The 20,139-nt window shown below is 73.9% G+C and carries 18 protein-coding genes; 11 read left to right on the top strand and 7 right to left on the bottom strand.

Annotated features, from left to right (window positions below; all coding sequences use genetic code 11):
• Nucleotides 1–44 precede the first annotated feature (44 nt).
• Genes QEZ54_RS15745 through QEZ54_RS15755 form a run of 3 tightly spaced genes read left to right on the top strand, consistent with a single transcriptional unit; the run spans nt 45 to nt 2,206 of the window.
• Nucleotides 45–1,022 (top strand): hypothetical protein, encoded by a 978-nt coding sequence (locus QEZ54_RS15745; RefSeq protein ID WP_281305337.1) that lies wholly within the window; start codon nt 45–47, stop codon nt 1,020–1,022.
• 28 nt (nt 1,023–1,050) lie between these two features.
• Complete coding sequence (locus QEZ54_RS15750; RefSeq protein ID WP_281305338.1) at nt 1,051–1,974, top strand: adenosine kinase; 924 nt, start codon at nt 1,051–1,053, stop codon at nt 1,972–1,974.
• 49 nt (nt 1,975–2,023) lie between these two features.
• Nucleotides 2,024–2,206, top strand: a complete 183-nt coding sequence (locus QEZ54_RS15755; protein ID WP_281305428.1) for a DUF4236 domain-containing protein — start codon at nt 2,024–2,026, stop codon at nt 2,204–2,206.
• Between the two features lies 1 nt (nt 2,207).
• Here the strand turns inward: QEZ54_RS15755 and QEZ54_RS15760 are convergent, their stop codons facing one another.
• Entirely contained in the window at nt 2,208–3,176 is a 969-nt protein-coding gene (locus QEZ54_RS15760; protein WP_281305339.1) for a GNAT family N-acetyltransferase, read from the bottom strand.
• Nucleotides 3,177–3,505: 329 nt separating this feature from the next.
• Here QEZ54_RS15760 and QEZ54_RS15765 point away from each other — a divergent pair, with 329 nt between their 5' ends.
• Nucleotides 3,506–6,391 carry a BTAD domain-containing putative transcriptional regulator gene (locus QEZ54_RS15765; RefSeq protein ID WP_281305340.1) on the top strand — a complete coding sequence of 962 codons (2,886 nt, stop codon included), beginning with the start codon at nt 3,506–3,508 and terminating at the stop codon, nt 6,389–6,391.
• Here the strand turns inward: QEZ54_RS15765 and QEZ54_RS15770 are convergent.
• Nucleotides 6,388–7,548: an acetyl-CoA C-acyltransferase gene (locus QEZ54_RS15770; RefSeq protein WP_281305341.1), complete on the bottom strand. Its 1,161-nt coding sequence runs from the start codon at nt 7,546–7,548 to the stop codon at nt 6,388–6,390. The genes QEZ54_RS15765 and QEZ54_RS15770 overlap by 4 nt on opposite strands.
• A 42-nt stretch (nt 7,549–7,590) precedes the next feature.
• Nucleotides 7,591–8,046 (bottom strand): hypothetical protein, encoded by a 456-nt coding sequence (locus QEZ54_RS15775; RefSeq protein WP_281305342.1) that lies wholly within the window; start codon nt 8,044–8,046, stop codon nt 7,591–7,593.
• 112 nt (nt 8,047–8,158) lie between these two features.
• On the opposite strand from QEZ54_RS15775, the gene QEZ54_RS15780 reads away from it, so the two are divergent.
• A complete protein-coding gene (locus tag QEZ54_RS15780; RefSeq protein ID WP_281305343.1) occupies nt 8,159–8,647 on the top strand; it encodes a glutathione peroxidase in 489 nt (162 codons plus the stop codon).
• 1 nt (nt 8,648) lies between these two features.
• Here QEZ54_RS15780 and QEZ54_RS15785 read toward each other — a convergent pair whose 3' ends face one another.
• Nucleotides 8,649–9,746, bottom strand: a complete 1,098-nt coding sequence (locus tag QEZ54_RS15785) for a YihY/virulence factor BrkB family protein (protein WP_281305344.1) — start codon at nt 9,744–9,746, stop codon at nt 8,649–8,651.
• A 186-nt stretch (nt 9,747–9,932) separates the two neighbouring features.
• On the opposite strand from QEZ54_RS15785, the gene QEZ54_RS15790 reads away from it, so the two are divergent.
• The 4 genes from QEZ54_RS15790 to QEZ54_RS15805 all read left to right on the top strand — a co-directional run bounded on the left by QEZ54_RS15790 (nt 9,933) and on the right by QEZ54_RS15805 (nt 15,905).
• Nucleotides 9,933–11,306: a hypothetical protein gene (locus QEZ54_RS15790; RefSeq protein WP_281305345.1), complete on the top strand. Its 1,374-nt coding sequence runs from the start codon at nt 9,933–9,935 to the stop codon at nt 11,304–11,306.
• 30 nt (nt 11,307–11,336) lie between these two features.
• On the top strand, nt 11,337–11,699 hold the full coding sequence (locus tag QEZ54_RS15795; protein ID WP_281305346.1) for a PH domain-containing protein: 363 nt from the start codon (nt 11,337–11,339) through the stop codon (nt 11,697–11,699).
• 201 nt (nt 11,700–11,900) lie between these two features.
• Nucleotides 11,901–13,658 carry a serine/threonine-protein kinase gene (locus QEZ54_RS15800; protein ID WP_281305347.1) on the top strand — a complete coding sequence of 586 codons (1,758 nt, stop codon included), beginning with the start codon at nt 11,901–11,903 and terminating at the stop codon, nt 13,656–13,658.
• A gap of 84 nt (nt 13,659–13,742) precedes the next feature.
• Nucleotides 13,743–15,905 (top strand): transglycosylase domain-containing protein, encoded by a 2,163-nt coding sequence (locus QEZ54_RS15805; RefSeq protein WP_281305348.1) that lies wholly within the window; start codon nt 13,743–13,745, stop codon nt 15,903–15,905.
• Between the two features lie 25 nt (nt 15,906–15,930).
• On the opposite strand, the gene QEZ54_RS15810 is transcribed toward QEZ54_RS15805, so the two are convergent.
• The gene (locus QEZ54_RS15810; RefSeq protein ID WP_281305349.1) at nt 15,931–17,127 is read right to left on the bottom strand and encodes a hypothetical protein; all 1,197 of its coding nucleotides are present in this window, start codon (nt 17,125–17,127) and stop codon (nt 15,931–15,933) included.
• 249 nt (nt 17,128–17,376) lie between these two features.
• Nucleotides 17,377–17,883 carry a hypothetical protein gene (locus QEZ54_RS15815; RefSeq protein WP_281305350.1) on the bottom strand — a complete coding sequence of 169 codons (507 nt, stop codon included), beginning with the start codon at nt 17,881–17,883 and terminating at the stop codon, nt 17,377–17,379.
• A 147-nt stretch (nt 17,884–18,030) separates the two neighbouring features.
• Here QEZ54_RS15815 and QEZ54_RS15820 point away from each other — a divergent pair, with 147 nt between their 5' ends.
• Nucleotides 18,031–18,471, top strand: a complete 441-nt coding sequence (locus QEZ54_RS15820; protein ID WP_281305351.1) for an NUDIX domain-containing protein — start codon at nt 18,031–18,033, stop codon at nt 18,469–18,471.
• Here the strand turns inward: QEZ54_RS15820 and QEZ54_RS15825 are convergent.
• Complete coding sequence (locus tag QEZ54_RS15825; protein WP_281305352.1) at nt 18,447–19,130, bottom strand: hypothetical protein; 684 nt, start codon at nt 19,128–19,130, stop codon at nt 18,447–18,449. The two genes, QEZ54_RS15820 and QEZ54_RS15825, sit on opposite strands and share 25 nt — an antisense overlap.
• Nucleotides 19,131–19,410: 280 nt before the next feature.
• Here QEZ54_RS15825 and QEZ54_RS15830 point away from each other — a divergent pair, with 280 nt between their 5' ends.
• The gene (locus QEZ54_RS15830) at nt 19,411–20,034 is read left to right on the top strand and encodes a VOC family protein (protein WP_281305353.1); all 624 of its coding nucleotides are present in this window, start codon (nt 19,411–19,413) and stop codon (nt 20,032–20,034) included.
• Nucleotides 20,035–20,139: the final 105 nt, after the last annotated feature.

Raw genomic sequence — 20,139 nt, forward strand, 5'->3', positions numbered from 1 at the left:
GCGGGCGCGCCCTGGTCTTGTCCCTGGGCCCGCACGCTGTTCCGATGATCCGTCGTACGCTCGCCGTCGCCGTCGCCGCGACGGCCGTGACCGTGCTGGCCGTCGCCGCCTGCGCCGAGCCCGCGCACACCCCGCCGCCGGCTCCGTCGGCCTCGCCGAGCGCCCCGGCCGGACCGGAGGTGCCGGTGGACTCGCCGATCGGGCTGGCGGTCACCGCCGACGGCGGCGTCTGGACCGCCAGCGCCGACCGCGACGCCGTGGTACGGCTCGACCCGGCCACCGGCGCGGTGGTGCGCTCCGTCGCGGTCGGGCGTACGCCGCTGCGCCTGGCCGCCGACGGGGACCTGCTGTGGGTGTCGGTGTTCCGGTACGGCCACCTGCTCGGCGTCGACACCGCCACGGGCACGGTGAAGGTGGACGTGCCCGCCCCGGACGGCCCGGAGGGGGTCGCGGTCGGGCTCGGCTCGGTGTGGCTGGTGCGCCAGGACGCGGGGATGCTGACCCGCCTGGACCGGACCGGGCGCAAGCTGGCCGACATCCCGGTCGCGGGCGGGCCCCGGCTGGTCGCGGTGGGCGCGGGCGGGGTGTGGGTGTCGTCGTACCGCGCCGGGACGCTGACCCGCGTCGAGGCGTCGGGGCGGACTCGGACGTCGGCGAAGCTGTGCGACGGCGCGCAGGGCCTGCTGGTACGCGACCAGGTGGTGTGGGTGACCTGCACCGGGGGCGACGAGGTGGTGGCCGTGGACGCGGCGAGCCTGCGGGTGCTGGGCCGGGTCGCCGTCGCGGGCGAACCCGACGCGGTGCTCGGCGCCGGTGCGCGGCTGTTCGTGGTGGCCGCGCAGGGGCCGACCGTGGTGGAGCTGTCGACCGACCCGGCCGCGCCCGAGGAGCTGTGGCGCACCGTGCTCGGCGGGGCGAAGCCGCTGCGTGACAGCGCCAACGTAGACGCCGCGGTGGTGGGCGGGCAGCTGTGGGTTTCGTCGGTGTCGCAGGACGGGATCTACCGGGTGCCGCTGCCCTGACCGGCGGCCGGGCGGCTAACCTGCGCCGGTGAACCGCACCTCCCCTGAACTGGATGTACTGGTACTCGGCGGCGCCGGGGTGGACACCCTGGTCTACACCCCGGCGCTGCCCCTGCCGTACGCCGACAGCTACATGGTCCCGACGATCACCACCCGCGCCGGGCACACCGGCGACGCCGTGGCGCTGGGCCTGCACGCCCTCGGCCTGCGCACCCACCACCTGGACGCGATCGGCGACGACCACGAGGGCGAGCTGGTGCGGCGGCTGCACGAGCAGCACGGCGTGCCGTTCACCGCGCTGCCCTCGCCCGGCGGCACCAAGCGCGCGGTGAACCTGGTCGGGCCGGACGGGCGGCGGCTGTCGCTGTACGACGTCGGCCGCGGCGACGGCACCGCCGACTTCCCCGCCGACCTGCTGGACCGGCTGACCGCCGCGGCCCGGCACGTGCACGTCAGCATCACCCACCCCGGCGCCAACGCCCTGGCGCACCTGAGCCGCACCAGGGTGACCGTCTCCACCGACCTGCACAACTGGGACGGCGAGAACCCGTACCACGAGGCGTTCGCGCTCGCCGCCGACGTGGTGTTCCTGTCCGCGGCGGCGCTGGCCGACCCGGAGCCGGTGCTGCGCCGGATCATCGCGGACGGCCGGGCCCGGGTGGTGGTGGCCACCGCCGGGGCCGAGGGCGGCCACCTGCTCGAACGCGGCGCGCCCGACCCGGTCCGGTTCACCGCGGTCGCCCCGCCCGCGCCGGTGGTCGACTCCAACGGCGCCGGCGACGCCTTCGTCAGCGGTTTCCTGTACGGCTGGCTGTCGGGCGCCCCCACCGCCGACTGTGTGCGCTACGCCACCCTCTGCGGTGCCCACGCCTGCACCGTCGCGGCCACCGAGATGGCCCCGCTCGACCTCGATACGCTGCGGAAACGGGCCGGGGACGGCGTCACCGGCTGATGTGGACGGCCTTGGTTTGCGGTGGCGCGGGAGCGGTTACATGACAGGCATGAGTCTGGTGTTCCGCAAGGTCATGAGAATCGGCCCGCTGCGCCTGAACTTCACGCGCAACGGCCTGTCGTCGTGGACGTTCAAGATCGGTCGCTGGTCGTGGAACTCGAAGACCAGGGCCCACCGCGTCGACCTGCCCGGCCCGCTGTCCTGGAAGCAGGACAAGGCGCCCAGGGACTGAGTCAGCCCACCCACTGCTCGCGTACGCGGGTGCGGTGGAAGCCCAGTCGGGCGTTGATGTCGAGCATGTGGGTGTTGGACGGATCGGTGGTGGTGCGGATGCGCCGCACCACCATCCCGTCGGCCACCAGCCAGCGCACCATCCGCGCCTTGAGCCACAGGCCCAAGCCGTGCCCCCGGTGCGCGGGCACCACCGCCGTGTCCTCCTGGTACGCCAGCTCCGGGTGCGGCAGCGGGATCGCCACCACCGTCAGCCCCGCCACCGCCCCGGTGGCCTCGTGCAGCGCGGCGACGGTGCGCAGCTGGCAGCCGCGCCGGGCCCACCACTGCTCCACCTCCCGGGTGTGCTCGACACTGCCCGGCGCCACCTGGTAGCCCAGCCCGCCGTCGGGCGAGTCGCCCATCGCGTCGGCCGCGGCCGTGTATGACGCCACCAGGTCATCGGGGGCCGCCCCGGACCAGCGCACCGCCCGGTAGCCCGCCGGTTCCCGGTCCTCGGGCAGCTCGTCGGCGGCGCGGACCACGTCCAGTTCGGACTCCCACAGCGTCTGCGCGTGCCGGGCCCCGGTAGCGGCCGCGAACGCCGACCCGGCCGACTGCGCGCCTACGTCGTACACCAGCGTTCTGCGCCCCTCCTCGGCCAGCCCCGCGCGCACCGCCGCCAGCAGCGCCGCGCCGTGCCCGCGCCGCCGGTGCGCCGGGTGCACCACCACCTCGGCGAAGCCCCAGTCCAGGTTCTCCCGGTCCGACAGCGACAGCGTCGCCGTGCCGACCGGCTCGTCACCGACCCTGGCCAGCCAGTGCCGCGTGCGCGTACGCGGCGGCGGCGCCGCCAGGCGGGCCGCGAGCGCGGCCTCGGGCACGTGCGGATGGCCGGGGTCGTCGACCGCGGCCGCCGCCTCGTGCACCCGGTGCCAGCCGGCCAGGGCGTCCCGGTCGGCGTGGGCGACGTCGAACGGCGTCAGGTCCATAGACGGCTTTGTAGCGCAGTGACGCCACTCCGGACAACCGACTTGGCCGGATCCACAGTTGACCATGGGATGCGCCGGTCCGCTACGGTGCCGGGCAGCGACTGGGGGGTGATCGGAATCGAAGGGTGCGCGCCAAGCTGCCGGCGTCCTGACCCGCAGCCGGCGCACCACCGCGTGCGAACGGCAGCCGGCTGCGGCGGTCCACCCCCGTGTCCAGACCGACAAACAGCTGCGCTTTGCCCGCGCGCTCATGGTGGCCGATACCGGTTGCATTCTGGTTGCGCGGGTACGCAACCGCCCAGCAGACTCTCCCTGACCTTGGAGGCGCATTGATCGCATTCGGCGTCCTCGGGCCGCTGACCGTCCACGTCGACGGCCACCCCGTGGCCGTGCCGGGCCTGCTCCAGCGGCGGCTGCTGGCCGTCCTGCTCAGCCGGGTGGGGCAGCCGGTGAGCGCGCAGCGGCTGGCCGACCTGATCTGGGACGGCGAGCCGCCGCTGAGCCACCGCAAGACCCTCCAGGTGTACGTGCACCGGCTGCGCCGCACTCTCGCCGACCGGATCGAGCACGGCCCGGCCGGGTACCGCATCGTCGCGACCCCCGAGGAGCTGGACCGGCTGCGCTTCAGCGCCCTGGCCGCGCAGGCTCGGGCCGCTCGCGACGAGGGCCGGGTGCTGGCGGCGGACGAGCTGCTGCGGCAGGCGCTGGCGCTGTGGCGCGGCGAGCCCTATGCCGACGTGCGCCTCGACGACGTGCTGGCCGACGACGTCCGGCAGCTCACCGAGGAGTACCTGCAGGTGCGGGAGGACAGCCTCTGGCTGGCGCTGGACCTGGGCCGCCACACGGTGGTCGCGGCGGAGCTGGCCGCGCTGACCCAGGCCCATCCGTACCGGGAGGGCCTGCGGGCGCTGCTGATGCTGGCGCTGCACCGGGGCGGGCGGCCGGCCGAGGCGCTGCGGGTCTATCACGACACCGCCGAGCTGCTGGCCGAGCAGCTCGGCACCGATCCGGGCGCGACGCTGCGGACGCTGCACGCCGCGCTGCTGCGCGACGACCCCCGGCTGGCCGACATCGGCGCCTGCCGCCTGGCCGAACTCGACGAGCCGATCGAGGCCGCCGAGGCTCCCGCGCCCGCCCCGGCGGCTGCGGCCCCAGCCCCGGCCCAGGTCGCCGCCGAGCCGGTCGGGCCGGTGCCGGCGCAGCTGCCCGCCGACCTGCCGGTCTTCACCGGACGCGCGGCCGACCTGCGGCGCCTGGACGCGCTGGTGCCCGCCGACGGCGCGAGCGGCACGGTCATCTCGACCATCGCGGGCACCGCCGGGGTCGGCAAGACCTCGCTGGCGGTGCACTGGGCCCACCGGGTCGCCGACCGGTTCCCCGACGGCCAGCTGTACCTGAACCTGCGCGGTTTCGACCCCACCGGCAAGACGGTCACCCCGGCCGAGGCGCTGCGCGCGTTCCTCGACGGGCTCGGCGTGCCGCCCGAGCGGATCCCGCCGGGCACCCCGGAGCGGGCCGCGCTGTTCCGCAGCTGCCTGGCGGGGCGGCGGATGCTGGTGCTGCTCGACAACGCGCGCGACGCCGAGCAGGTCCGCCCGCTGCTGCCCGGCTCGCCGGGCTGCCTCACCCTGCTGACCAGCCGCAACCCGCTGCCCGCGCTGATCGCCTCGCACGGGGCGCACCTGCTGTCGCTGGACCTGCCCGGCCCCGCCGAGGCGCGGCAGCTGCTGGCCCGGCGTATCGGCGCGGCCCGGGTCGAGGCCGAACCGGACGCCGCCGACGAGCTGGTACGCCGCTGTGCGCGGCTGCCGCTGGCGCTGGCGGTGGTGGCGGCCCGGTGCGCGACTCGGCCCCGGCTGGCGCTGGCCGAGGTGGCCCGGCAGCTGCCCGCCGCCGCGCGGGCGCTGGACGCGTTCGCGGGCGAGGACCCGGTGACCGACGTGCGGGCGGTGCTGTCGTGGTCGTACCGGGAGCTGAGCCCGGCGGCAGCGCGCCTGCTGCGGCTGCTCGGCCTGCACCCCGGCCCCGACCTGGCCACCGCCGCGGCGGCCGCGCTGGCCGGGACGACCGTGGCGCAGGCGGGTCCACTGCTGACCGAGCTGACCCTGGCCAACCTGATCACCGAGCCGGTGCCGGGGCGCTACGGCTGCCACGACCTGCTGCGCGCGTACGCGTCGGAGCTGGTGCGGGCCGCGGAGCCGCAGGAGGAGCGGCTCGCCGCGACCATCCGCATGATCGACCACTACCTGGTCAGCGCCTACCGCGCCTCGACCGCGATCTACCCGCACCGGTACTCGATCGCCCCGCCGGAGCCGGTGCCGGGGGCCGAACCGGCCGCGTTCGCCGACTACTCGGAGGCCATCGCCTGGCACCGGGAGGAGGAGGCGACGCTGGACGGCATCGTCCGGCTGGCCGCGGCGGGCGGCTTCGACACGCAGGCGTGGCAGCTGGTCTGGTGCTGCTACATCCCGGCCGACCGGCGGGGGCGGCTGTTCGAGCACCGCGAGGTGGAGCGCATCGGGCTGGCGGCCGCCCGGCGGACCGGGGACCTGCGGGCGCAGGCGTACCTGCACCACTCGTACGCCTGCACGCTGAGCTGGTCCGACGGGCAGGAGGAGGCCAAGGAGCAGTTCGCCGCCGCGATCGAGCTGTTCGGCCGCTGCGGCGACGACCCCGGCGTGGCGCACGCGCACCTGAACCTGTCGCTCGTCTTCGACCAGCAGGAGCGGTGGGAGGAGGCGCTGCACCACGGGGTGCGCGCGCTGGAGGTGTTCGAGGCCATGGGGCATCCGTCAGGGCAGGCCAAGACGCTGAACTCGACCGGCTGGTTCCTGGCCATGCTGGGGCGGTACGACGAGGCGCTGCGCGCCTGCGAGGCGGCGGTGGTGCTGCTGCGCGAGCTCGGCGACCACTACAACGAGGGCATGACCTGGGACAGTCTGGGCTTCATCCACCTGTCCAAGGGCGACGTGACCCGGGCCGTCGAGTGCTACCGGCAGGCGCTGCTGATGTGGCGGGACCTGGCCGACCCGTACATCCGGGGCACGGTCGCGACCCGGCTCGGCGAGGCGTACCTGGCCGCCGACGACGCCGAGTCCGCCGCGGAGGTGTGGCGGGAGGCGCTGTCGGTGCTGGAGGGCATCGGGCACGCCCACGCCGAGCGGGTACGGGAGCTGCTGGCCGGGCTTGAGGGCCGGGTCGACTGCCGCGACTAGAGCAGTTCGAGGATGGTGGCGTTGGCCATGCCACCGCCCTCGCACATGGTCTGCAGGCCGTAGCGGATGCCGTTGTCGCGCATGTGGTGCAGCAGCGTGGTCATCAGCCGGGCGCCGCTGGCGCCCAGCGGGTGGCCCAGCGCGATGGCGCCGCCGCGCGGGTTGAGCCGGTCCGGGTCGGCGCCGGTCTCGGCCAGCCACGCCAGCGGCACCGGGGCGAACGCCTCGTTCACCTCGTACGCACCGATGTCGGCGATGGTGAGCCCGGCCCGCCGCAGCGCCTTGGCGGTGGCCGGGATCGGCGCGGTGAGCATGATCACCGGGTCGTCGGCCGCCACCACGGCGGTGTGGATGCGGGCCAGCGGCGTGAACCCGTTGGCGGCGGCCCACGCCGACGTGGTCACCGCCACCGCCGCGGCGCCGTCGGAGATCTGCGACGCCGTGCCCGCCGTCACCACGCCCTCGGGGTGGAACGGGGTGGCGAGCTGGCCCAGCTTCTCCAGCGACGTCTCCCGGCGGATGCCCTCGTCGGCGTGGACGTCGCCGACCGGGGCGATCTCGGCCGCGAACAGTCCGCCGTCGCTGGCGGCGGCCGCCTTGGCGTGGCTGGCCAGCGCGTACTCGTCGAGCTGAGTGCGCGAGAAGCCCCACTTGCGGGCGATCATCTCGGCGCCCACGCCCTGGTTGAACGGCACCGGCGCGTCCCCGGCGAAGCCCTCGACCCCGGCGAAGCGGGTGCGCACGGCCGGACCGTACGGCACCCCCAGCTCGCCGACCGAGGAGCCCATCGGCACCCGGCTCATCGACTCCACGCCCGCCGCGACGATGAAGTCGGCCTGGCCGGACAGCACCGTCGCGGCCGCGAAGTGCACCGCCTGCTGGCTGGAGCCGCACTGGCGGTCCAGGGTGGTGCCGGGCACGGTCTGCGGCCAGCCCGCCGCCAGCACCGCGTTGCGGCCGATGTTCCAGGACTGCTCGCCGCTCTGCGACACGCAGCCCAGGATCACGTCCTCGACGTCGGCGGGGTCGAACCCGGTCCGGTCGCCCAGGTCCTCCAGCAGCTGCCCGGCCAGGTCGACCGGGTGTACACCGGACAGGCCGCCGTTGCGCCGGCCGACGGGCGTGCGAAGAGCACCGATGATCACCGCATCACGCATGCCCGAAAGCCTACTGCGCGGTAACCGGCGCCGGGACGGCGGTCAGAACACCCGCGACACGAAGGCGGCCAGGGCGAGCACCAGGATCGCGACGCGCACGACCCGGTTGACCCGCCGGTCCACCAGGATCGCGGCGCCGACGTACGCCAGCTCGATCGCGAGGACCCAGGTCCACGGCGTACGCGCGGCGAGCTCGGAGCGGACCACGACCACGGTGAGGCAGACGAACAGCACCGGGCCGACCAGCGCGATCGGCCACGCGGGCCGCACCCGGAACAGCACCAGCAGCGGCCACATCGACACCGCGGCCGCCAGCAGGCAGCCGAAGATGGTCAGCAGGGCGTCGCCGAGGCACTCCATGCCGCCCTCGCAGCCCTGGTTGCGCACCAGCCCGAACGCGATCACCATCCACACCGCCGTCGCCAGCAGGGCGGCCAGCGAGGTGCGGGCGGCACGGGCGACGGGCGACGGGGAGGTACCGGGCTCGATGTTCGTCATGAACGACATCGTGGCAGATTCCCGCACCCGCGCCACCGGCCCAACGGTGGAGGCCGGCGCAGCCGCTCGGCGCGGCGGGTCACGACATCTCCGGCGGCTACTGTTGGCCGCTATGAGCATCTACGACGTACAGATCCGGACCCTGCAGGGCGCCGACGCCGACCTCGCGCAGTACCGGGGACGGGCCGTCCTCATCGTCAACGTGGCGTCGAAGTGCGGGCTCACGCCGCAGTACACCGGCCTGCAGCAGCTTGCCGCCGACTACGCCGACCGCGGCCTGGTCGTGCTGGGCGTGCCGTGCAACCAGTTCGGCGGCCAGGAGCCCGGCACCGCCGACGAGATCGCCGAGTTCTGCGACGTGAACTACGGCGTGACCTTCCCGCTGACCGAGAAGGTCGAGGTCAACGGGGACGGGCGGCACCCGCTCTACGACCTGCTCACCGCGGTTCCCGACGCCGGGGGCGACGCCGGGGACATCCAGTGGAACTTCGAGAAGTTCGTGGTGGGCCGCGACGGTCAGGTCGTGGCGCGGCTGCGCCCGCGCACCACGCCCGAGTCGGCCGAGCTGGTCGACGCGGTGGAGAAGGCCCTGGCGGCCTGAGTCAGTCGCGCGCCGGTGGGGCCGGCTCGTCCGGCTCCACCGGCGCCCGCTCGTCGACCAGGTCGCCCTCGATCACATCCGGGCCGCCCTCGGGCAGCACCGGCGGCTCGTTCGGCTCCGGCTGCCGGGGCACGTCGCGCAGCGGCAGGTACGGCTCGGCGTGGCGGGGCAGCCCGGCCGCGATCGCCCTGGCCCGGCTCAGCTCGGCGTCGAACTCCGCGCCCAGCAGCACCGCCACGTTGGTCAGCCACAGCCACACCAGGAAGATGATCACGCCGCCGAGCGCGCCGTACGTGCGGTTGTACGAGTCGAACGTGGTGATGTAGTACGCGAACCCGCCCGACGCCGCGAGCCAGGTGACCATGGCCACCATCGTCCCCGGCGTGATCCAGCGGAACCCGGCCTGCCGCGCGTTCGGCCCGGCCCAGTACAGCAGCGCGAGCAGCAGGTTCACCACGATGATCAGGATCGGCCACTTGACGATGTCGAAGATCCGGACCGTCGCGTCCTCGACTCCCAGCGCCCGCCCGGCGTGGGTGGCCACCCGGCCGGTGAACACCACCGCCAGCGCGCTCGCCGCCAGGGTCAGGCCGGTCACCGCGGTCACGAACAGCTGCACCGGCACCGTCTTCCACACCGGCCGCCCCTCGGGCACGTCGTAGATGACGTTGGCCGCCCGCATGAACGCCCCGATGTAGCTGGTCGCCGACCAGAACGCCAGGCCGATACCGATCGCGAAGGCCACCCCGGCGGCGCGCTGGTCGTAGCGCAGCTCGTTGAGCACGTCCAGCACGGCCCGCTGGGCGGGGCCGGGGGTCAGCTCGCTGATGTTCTCCGCGACGGCCTGGGTGGTCTTGCTGCCGAACAGGCCCACGCCCGCGACAAGCACCAGCAGCCCCGGGATGACCGACAGCACGCTGTAGTAGGTGAGCGCGGCGGCCCGGTCGGCCAGATCGTCGTCGATGAACTCGGCCACGGTGCGGAACGTGATGCGCAGCCACGAGCGCACGCCGAGCTGCGACGGGCGGTCCGGCCCCTTGGCCAGCAGCCTGACCAGGCGCTCCCGGTATGCCCGCCCCGGTTCCCTGTTCCGTGCCACGCCGCCTCCACCCTGTCCGGCCATCGAGGTGTATGACACCACGCGCGCAATACCCCCACAAGGTCGCCGTACACCTCCGGTGTCGCCTGTGGATCACCCACGCCGCACCCGCCCGGCGCCGTATGATCGGGACACCCCCGCCAGGCAGTGCACCGACCGCGACACGCGCACGACGGGGGTTACGTGATGGGGTGGAAGTACCAATCGCCACCGGGCTGGCCGGCACCGCCGGAGGACTGGACGCCCCCGCCCGGCTGGAAGCCCGATCCGTCCTGGCCCGCGCCCCCGGAGGACTGGCAGTTCTGGGTCACTGACGGCGCCGACGAGCCCACCCAGCTGATGACCCTGGTCCTGCCGGATGACGACGATGAGGACACACCGCTGGACCTGCTGTGGTCCGACGGCCCCGAGGAGACCGGCCGGGTCGCCGTACCGGTAGCCGTCGCGCAGCCGCGCGGCGCCGCCGCCGAACCCGGCACGCCCGATCCGGCTCCGGCGGCCGAACCGCCGGTCGGCGCCGCCGCGCCGGACGCGGCGACACCCGGGGCCGGCGAGCCGGAGCCCGTCGGCGCCATGGCCGCCGCGGCCGCCGATCCGGGCGCCCCGACCGCACCGGCCGAGCTCGAACCGGTCGCACGGGAGGCCGAGCGGCCGGTCGCGCTGCAGGGCGAGGTGATGCCCGCCGCGCACCCGCACACGCACGCGCCGGGTCACGGGCGGCATGAGGCCACCGGCCCCGGTCACGCGCTCTCGCGCGCCTTCACGCACGCGCACACCCCGACCCACGCCAAGCCGAGGCGCAGGCGCCGGTGGTGGGTGGCGGGCGTGGCGGCCGGCGCGGCGCTGCTGCTCTGCCTGGGCCTGGGCGTCGGCGGGTTCCTGCTGACGCGGGATGCCGACCCGGGCGGCACGGCCGATCCGGTGGTGGAGTCGGCCGAGCCCGACGCGACCGAGGTCGCCGCCACGCCGAGCCCCCGGCAGTCCGCGCAGGCCGCACCGGCGCCCGGCCCGCAGACCGGGCAGGACCCGCCCGGCGCGCTGGCGCAGGACCAGGTGTTCGAGGGTGCCGGTCCGCAGGTGGTGCCGCTGGACCTCAACGGGACCTACCACACGGCGCTGCTGAGCTACCGGGGCACGGGGCCGTTCGTGGTGCAGACCGTCAACAAGGACGGGGCGCAGCTGCGCACGCTGGTCGACACGGCGCAGAGCTACGACGGGGTACGCCCGCTGGACCTCGACGACAAGCCCGCCGCCGTCAGCATCAAGGCCGACGGTCCGTGGAGGATGACGGTGCGGCAGCTGGCCGCCTCGCCGGTGTGGAACGGCGCCGCCAACGGGGTGGGCTCGGCCGTACTGCTGGTGCCCCGGGTCACCGACGACGCCACCAAGGTCGTCTTCGACCACCGCGGCCCCGGACCGTTCGCCGTGCAGGCGTACGGCGCCGACAGCGCGAGCCTGCTCAGCCAGGAGGGCGACTTCACCGGCGAGACGGTGCTGCCGCGCGGGACCGTGGTCGTGGTGATCGACGCGAGTGGAGTGTGGACACTGAGCCGCGGCTGACGGGTTGCGGGCCCGATCTAGGGTCGGGCCATGAGTGTCACGTACGACCGCAAGGAGCAGCTGCAGCAGATCCAGAGCGGGCTGCTGCCCGGCGAGCAGGTGATCGCCGTGTACGACGCCATCGGCACCGGCACCGGCTTCCTCGGCCTGACCGACCTGCGGGTGATCATCCAGGACACCTCGTTCGTGGGTAAGAAGGTCGCCCTGACCAGCATCCCGTACTCGAAGATCACCAGTGTCAGCGTGGTGAGCAACCGGTCCTGGGCCGGGCAGTTCTTCTCCACCGGCGCGATCGCGATCCACGTCGGCGCGCACGTCTACCAGATGGAGTTCCGGGGCGACGAGAAGACCCACCACGTGCACAACCTGATCCTGCACCGCATCACCCGCTGACTGTCGGGATCCGACACCCGACCGTCCGGACGCAACCTCCGGCCCCCCGGCGGCGTCTTCTAGTGGACTTCCGGGACCGCCCCGCGGGATGGCAGGATGTCGCCAGACCTTGCCGGGGGCCGGGTCGCGACCGGACCTGCGCGGCCGACCCCGCGGTTCCCGGCGTCTGACCGGGGACGACAGAACGGGAGCCCGCGCACCATGGTGAGCCCTGAGCCGAGCCGGCCGCTGCGCGCGGCGGACCCTCGCGAGCTCGGCGGATACACGCTGCTGGGCCGTCTGGGCGAGGGCGGCATGGGCAACGTCTACCTGGCCCGGTCGGCGGCGGGGCTCATCGTCGCCGTCAAGGTGATCCGGGCCGAGCTGGCCGGGGAGCCGGAGTTCCGGCAGCGGTTCCGCAGCGAGGTGGAGCGGGCCAAGCAGGTGCCGCCGTTCTGCACCGCCGAGGTGCTCGACGCCGACCCCGACCACGACACGCCGTACCTGGTGGTCGAGTATGTCGACGGGCCGAGCCTGTCCACGGTGGTGCAGCAGCGCGGTGCGCTGACCTCGGCCAACCTGCACGGCCTGGCGATCGGCGTGGCCACCGCGCTGACCGCGATCCACGGCGCCGGGGTGATCCACCGCGACCTCAAGCCCAGCAATGTGCTGCTGGCGCCGGGGACCCCGAAGGTGATCGACTTCGGCATCGCGCGGGCGGTCGAGGGCCAGGCCGGCGACACCCGCACCGACCAGCTGATCGGCACGGTGGCGTACATGGCGCCGGAGCGGCTGGACAGCAAGGCCCGCAAGTCGCTGACCCCGGCCGCGGACGTGTTCGCCTGGGGCGCCGTGGTGGCGTACGCGGGGACGGGCCGGGTCACCTTCGCCGCCGACTCGATGCCCGCCGTCGCGGTGCGCATCCTGACCGAGCGGCCCGACCTGGACGGGCTGGCCGGACCGCTGCGCGAGCTGGTCGAGGCGTCGCTGGCCAAGGATCCGGCCGACCGGCCGACCGCCCGGGACCTGCTGGACCGGCTGCTCACCACCAGCCCCACCCGGGCGCTGTCGGCCGGGCAGGTGCCCCGGCAGACCGCGGCGCTGGCCGCCGCCGGCAGCCGCTACGCCGTGGTCGACACCTCCTCCGGCGGCCCCGTCCGGCTGCCGCGGCGCGGCCACCGGTGGGCCGCCGCCGTGGCCGGCCTGGCCACCTCCACCGTGGTGCTGGGCAGCCTGGTCGCGGCCCTGCTGACCGGGGTGCTGAAGCTGCCCGCCGGGTTCGCCGGACCGGCGCCGTCGGCCGGCGCGTCGCCCACCCTGTCCCCGTCGGCGTCGCCGTCGGCCTCGCCGAGCCCGTCGCCCAGTCCGAGCCCGTCGCCGAGCCCCAGCCCGAGTCCGTCGCCGTCGGCCAGCCCGCCGCCGCCCAGGCCGAACCTGGTCGATCCGCTGACCGGACCGGACTGGTGGCCGGTGCGCGCCGACGACAAGGACGGCGCGACCTGCCTGTATGAGGACTCGGGTTACGTGGCCACCACGCTCAAGCCGTGGTCGTACCGGTGCGGCGGGCCGCAGGACACGCTGGCGGACTTCCGGGTGGAGGTCGACGCGACCCTGCTCAGCGCCGGGTCCTGCGCGCTGGTTTACTTCCGCTTCGACGACCCCACCGGCTACGCCCTGCGCGCCTGCGAGGACCGCGCCTACCTGGTGCGCTACGGGGTGCCGGGCCGCACCGACGTGACCGTGCTGCGCACGCTCAAGTACGTGACGCCGGTGTCGCTGGACAAGAAGTTCCGGCTGGCGGTCTCCGGCAGCGCCGACAAGATCCGCTTCTTCGCGAGCGGCAAGCAGATCGGCACCTTCGACCAGGCCGAGTTCGCCGAGGGCCGGATCCTGTTCGGGGTGCAGCCCGCCGACGGGCAGGGCGTCACGCCGTGGCAGGTCCGGTTCAACAACGCGAAGGTGTGGTTCGTCGCGGCCTGACCGGACAGACGGCGGGGCGGCAACCGCATCCGGGTTGGTGAATCTTCCTCATGTAGACCGTCCACGCTGCCTATATTCGGGTCTATGGTGCAGCGGTTCCTCAGCCATTTCAGCCGTTACAGCGGCTTGCTGCGCACCGGCGTGCTGGGGGGCGCGGCACTGGCGCTGGCCTCCCTGCCCCTGGCCGTCCCCGCGGGACTGGGCGTGATGAAGGCGTCCGACATCTACCAGGCGCTCCCCACGCAGCTGCGCGACCACCAGGTCGGCCAGACGTCGTACGTCTATGCCAACGACGGCAAGACCCTCATCACGATGTTCTACGACGAGCATCGCAAGTTCGTACCCCTGTCCACCGTGTCGCCCCAGGTCACCCAGGCGGTGCTCGCCGCCGAGGACGCACGGTTCTACTCGCACATGGGTGTCGACGTGAAGAGCATCGCCCGCGCCTTCCTCACCAACCGGCGCGAGGGCGAGGTCGCCCAGGGCGCCTCCACCCTGACCATGCAGTACGTGCGCATGTCCCTGCGCGACAGCGCGCGCACGCCCGGGGAGGCGATCCAGGCCACCGAGCAGACCCCCGAGCGCAAGCTCACCGAGATCCGGCTCGCGGTCAAGCTCGAAGGCCACTGGACCAAGAACCAGATCATGGAGGGCTACCTCAACATGGCCTACTTCGGCCATCGAGCCTACGGCATCTACGCCGCCTCCCAGATCTACTTCTCCAAAGAGCCCAAGGACCTGACCCTGGTCGAGGCGGCCACGCTCGCCGGGCTGGTGAAGGCGCCCTCCTCGTTCGACCCGGCCAACCAGCCGCAGGCCGCACTGGACCGGCGCAACTACGTCATCCGGCGGATGGGCGAGCTGAAACTGATCACCCCGGCGCAGGCCGCGGCCGCCATCGCCACGCCGATCAAGCTCAAGCTGACCGAGCCGGGCCACGACTGCTCGTCGGTGCCCTCGTCCCACCGCGACTGGGGCTTCTTCTGCGACTTCTTCAAGAACTGGTGGTCGCAGCAGGCGGCGTTCGGCACCAACCCCAACGACCGCCTGGACGCGCTGCGCACCGGCGGCTACCAGATCACGACCAGCCTCGACCCGAAGCTGCAGGCGTTCTCCGAGGAGGACCTGCTCAAGCGCGAGCCGCTGAACAGCAAGCTGGCGTACGGCAACGTGGTGGTCCAGCCGGGCACCGGCCGGGTGCTGACCATGTCGGTGAACCGGATCTACTCGCTGGACCAGTCGGGCAACGGTTCGAACTCCGACCCGATCAAGCAGGCCGCGGGCATCAAGGGCAGCTACCCCAACACGGTCGCGCCCCTGCTGGGGGGCGGCAACATCTCCGGCTACCAGGCCGGGTCGACGTTCAAGATGTTCACCATGCTGGCGGCGCTGGACTCGGGTATGAAGATGTCCAAGTCGTTCTACGCCCCGCAGCGCTACGTGTCGCAGTACGTCGTCGAGCCGGGCGGCCCGGCCGCCTGCGGCAACCGGTGGTGCCCGTCCAACGCCAGCGGCAGCATGACCGGCAAGCAGAACATGTACACCGGGTTCGGCAAGTCGGTGAACACGTACTTCGTGCAGCTGGAGCAGGCGATCGGGGCCGAGAAGGCGGTCCGGATGGCCGAGAAGGTCGGCCTGACCTGGCACAACGAGGTCGACCGGTCGCTGGCCTCACCGGCCCGCGCCGACGGCTGGGGCTCGTTCACGCTGGGCGTGGCCGACACGACGCCGCTGGAGATGGCCAACGCGTACGCCACCGTCGCCGCCGAGGGCATGTACTGCAAGCCCAGCCCGGTCATGGCGATCCGGACGCCGGCCGGCGCGGACGTCACGTACAAGGCCAAGGACGGCAAGGAGCTCAAGGCCGCCGACCCGCAGTGCCACCGGGCGTTCAGCGAGGACGTGGGCCGGGCCGCCACCGACGCCGCCCGCTGCGTCACCGGCTACAAGGCCGCCAAGGGCAGCTGCGGCGACTGGTCCACCGGCTCCATCGTGTACGGCCTGGTCGGGCGCCCGGTCGCGGGCAAGACCGGCACCACCGACAACACCCAGGCGGCCTGGTTCGTCGGGTTCACACCCGAACTCGCCGCGGCCAGCTTCATCGCCGACCCGGACAACACCCGCAACGCCGCCACCGACGGCAACTACAACAAGCCGCTGGAGGCGGTCGCCAACTCGCTGCGGGAAGCGTTGAAGGACAAGCCGGTACGCGACTTCAACCCGCCCTCCAACGACATCCTGAACTGATCCCGCCCAGCCCGGAGGCGCCTGGTCACCAGGCGCCTCCGTCGTCGCCGGTGCGCTGCTCGGGCACGCGCCAGTCGGCCATCCAGGACTGCTCGACCGCCAGCGCCTGGCACAGGGCGTCCAGGCTCCAGGTCTCGTGCGGGGCGGGCACCGACACCTCCTCGGCGCGCAGGCGGCGGCAGGCGGCATCGAGCAGGCGCAGGTCGTGCCGGTCGGCACCGCCCGCGCTGAGCAGCCGCCGGGCCGCCACCAGCTCGTCCACCAGCGCCCGCTCGACCTGCCCGGCCAGCAGCGGCGGCCGGGCGTCGACGTCGACCGGGCGCCGGGGCGGCGCCAACACCGCGGTCGCCACCAGCCACAGCACGCCCAGCCGCAGCACCTCGGCGAACACGTTGTGCGGTCCGGCGGCGGCCAGCGCGCCCGGCCGCGCCCAGCCGAACACCTCGGTCAGGTGCAGCAGCGGCACCAGGTCGACCAGCTGCCAGGCGTAGTCGGCGGCGGCGGCCAGCGCCACGTCCACGGCGGGCACGACGGCGGGGTCGAGCTCGTACCCGCCGAGCTCGGTGCCCTCCGGCAGCAGCCGGCCCGGCCGGACGTCGATCCACCCGGCCCGCCACGCGGCGACGGTGAGCAGGACCGACAGCGCGGCCAGCGCCGTCAGGCGCGGCACCAGCGGCCGCAGCTGCCGGCTGCGCGCCCAGCGGCCCGCCCAGCGCAGCTTGTCCGCGTGCGAGGCGGCGCCCGACCGGCGTACCAGCCCGAGCAGGCGCCGGTGCAGCGGATCACGCAGCCACGACGGCAGCGGGGCGGGGACGGGCGCGGGCTCGAACCGGCGCGGCGGGCGGCGCCAGGACCAGTACTCGCCGGTCACTGCCTGCTGCCAGCTCTTCGGGTCGCGCCGCCGGAGCAGGTCGCGCACCGGCGCGGCCAGCAGCGCGAGCAGCGCCGCCGCGAGCGCGCCGAGCCACCACCAGGCGGCGGCGCGCCCGCCGAGCAGCACCAGCACGGCGCAGACCGCGGCCACCGCCGCCGCCGCGCCCGCCAGCCAGCAGGTCAGCCGCACCAGCGCGGTCGAGCCGACCCACAGCCACATCCCGGCCGGGAACGGCAACACGGCGTCACTCTTTCGGCGCGGCAGCCGTTCGGATCGGACGGCCAGCTCGTTGACCCTGGTGAAGTCCGGCTGCAGGCGGCTGGTCCCGCCCACGCTCCTGACGTCCATCGCGCTCCCCGGTGCTCGGCTGGGTACCTTCCGCCGCACACTAGGCCATTCCACCATCAAAGGCAGTCAATCCCCCGACACCATGACACACAGGGTGTGCGACACCGGGTGGCGGCGTGCAGTTTCGGGGAAAGTGCAGGAATCTTGGGCCGCATTCGCGCAGTTTCCCCGAAAGTGCAGCCCCACATACGGGCGCGCGGCGGCGCCCCCGCCAGTGCGGGGACGCCGCCGCGCGGGCGGGCGGGCAGGTCAGACCTGGGGCGGCGGGGGCGCCTGCGGGTTGCGCAGCGCGGCCGGGACGGTCAGCTGGCCGCCGAGGGCGATGAAGACGCGCAGCACGGTGAACCCGGCCAGCGCGACCAGGCCGAGTCGGGCCAGGGTGAGCACCAGGTAGTCGAGCACCCCGATGTACTCGAGCATGCCGAACCCGATCAGGTACGCGAACACCCCGAAGAACAGCGCGAACGCGTACTCGCCGAGGGCGATCAGGCTGAACAGGCGCGCGCCGGGCAGCACCGGGCCGGTCAGCGTCGCGATCAGCACGGCCACCAGCGGCAGGGACATGACCAGCAGGTCGGCGAAGCCCGCCCCGACCGAGCGCGCGGCCAGGGTGCTGCCGTTGTCGGACACGACCCAGTCGAAGAACCGGAAGATCAGGTGAAGCATCGGATACACCAGCAGGCCGAGCACGAACAGCACGCGCAGCGGCTGCAGGGCGGCGGCGACCCGGGCGCTGGACGGATCGGGAGAGGTCATGGGTGGCTCCTTCTCGGGTGGCGATCTGGCCGGCACACCCGCACCGGCCTGACCGGCGCATCCTAAGCCGACACCGCGGAATTTCAACATCCGCCGGTGGTGTGGCGGTGCTTGACGGGGCTCGTACAGGCGTTCGAGAATGCGCAGGTGGCACACCGGGCACAGACGATCCTCGCGGTACACCTGATCCTGCGACGCGGCGATGACGTGCTGCTCGGGCTGCGGTGCGGCACCGGCTGGTCCGACGGGCAGTGGCACCTGCCCGCGGGCCACGTGGAGCCCGGCGAGTCGCCGCTGGACGCGCTGGCCCGCGAGGCCAAGGAGGAGCTCGGCCTGGCCCTGGACCCGGCGGCCGCGACCCTGGTCCATACGATGCACCAGCATCTGGCCGGGGAGGACCCCTACCTGCACCTGTTCTTCGCGGTTCACCGCTGGCACGGCACCCCGGTCAACGCCGAACCGCACAAGTGCGCCGACCTGCACTGGTTCGGCCTGCGCAAGCTGCCCACGCCGATGGTGCCCTACGCCGCGGCGGCGCTGGCGCACCACCGCGACGGCATCGGCTACAGCGAGTGGGCCGCGGGCTGACCGCCGCGCTGGGCCAGGTGGCGCAGCCCCCGGCGCACCTGCGCGCGGGGCAGCTGGCGCAGGTCGGCCAGCCACTCCGGGTCGGTCTCGCCGCGCAGCCAGGCATAGTGCGCCAGCGCGTACGAGTAGCGCGGCAGCGTCAGCCCCGGGCGGCGCCGGGCGCAGCGCACGGCCGCCCCGGCCCCGAACACGCCCAGGCCGTACCAGACGGTCACCAGGTCGGCCAGCGGCTCGACGTCGGGGTCGGCCGGGTCCAGCCGGCCGTCGCCGACCAGCAGCACGTGGCCGAGCTCGTGCGCGACCGTGGCGACCATCGCGGCCGGGGCCGCGGCGTGGGCGAACCCGACCCCGATCACGGAGTTGCCGCCGCGCAGCCGGTGGTGCTCCACGGGGGCGGGCTGGGAGTGCAGCTCCAGCTCCACCCGTACCGGATCGACGCCCATCCGCCAGCAGAGCAGATCCACCAGGGTCCGCGCCTCCTGCAGCCCGCCGGCGTAATCCACCGGGATCAACTCGGCCGGGCGGGCGGGGGCCGCCAGCAGCGGCGCACGGCCGAACTCGCGATCCAGCCACCCGAGCGACGTCTCGAGCCACGCATGCTCCTGCGGGCGCACGGGGCAGCGCGCTCCCCGACGTCCCGGCAGTCCGAACCAACGCATGATCCGCATTGTGCGACGGCGACGCCACTGTCAGCTAGTGGTTGACACCCCTTCATTCTCCCGCCCCCCAAACCTCCCCAGCTCACCCCCACTACCGCCCTCCCCCCACGGTCGGCCATCCGACCGAACCAACCACCCGCCAGTACCGTTGATCATGAACTTATGGACGTGTTCGACGGCGTGTCCGCACCCCGGCACCGTGATCAACACCGATCGGCACTTTGGCACCGTGATCGACGGTCCTCAGTCGATCGGCGGGCGCGGTGTTAGGTTGGGCGGCATGGCTGAGCAGCTGACGGCGGGGCAGTTCCACGCGGCCGAGGGCGTCGACGACTGGCGGGTGCTGTACCACCTGGTCTCCGCCTGCTTCCGGACCGATTCGTTCGCGCGGGGCGTGGCGCTGGTCGGCGAGATCGCCGGCCTGCTGGACGCCGCGGACCGCCCGCCCCTGGTCGACCTGCGGCACGACGCCGTCACGGTGAGCCTGCGGGCCCGGGATGTCGAGCTGGCCAGGCAGATCTCGGCCGCCGCTGCGAAGCTGGGCGTCCCCGCCGACCCGGCCGCCGTCCAACTGCTCAGCATCTCGATCGACGCCCTGGTCACGGCGGACGTGCTGCCGTTCTGGCGCGCGGTGCTGGGCTACCGCCGGCTCGGCGACGACTACCTGTACGACCCCGCGGCACGCGCCCCCGGCCTGGAGTTCCAGGGCATGGACGCCCCGCGCCCGCAGCGCAACCGCATGCACCTCGACATCGCCGTCCCGCACGACCAGGCCGAGGCGCGGATCGCCGCCGCGCTGGCGGCCGGAGGCCGCCTGGTCACCGACGCCCACGCGCCGATGTGGTGGGTCCTGGCCGACGCCGAGGGCAACGAGGCGTGCGTCGCCACCTGGCGCGGCCGCTGACCGGCCCCGGTCGCACCCACACCGGCGCCCCCCCTCCCCGGCCAGCCCGCTCGCGCTGACCGCGCTCACGCGTTAAGAAGGGCCCCTTCTACCTCGCAAAGCGAT

This window comes from Catellatospora sp. KI3 (genome assembly GCF_029948125.1).
GTDB lineage: Bacteria > Actinomycetota > Actinomycetes > Mycobacteriales > Micromonosporaceae > Catellatospora.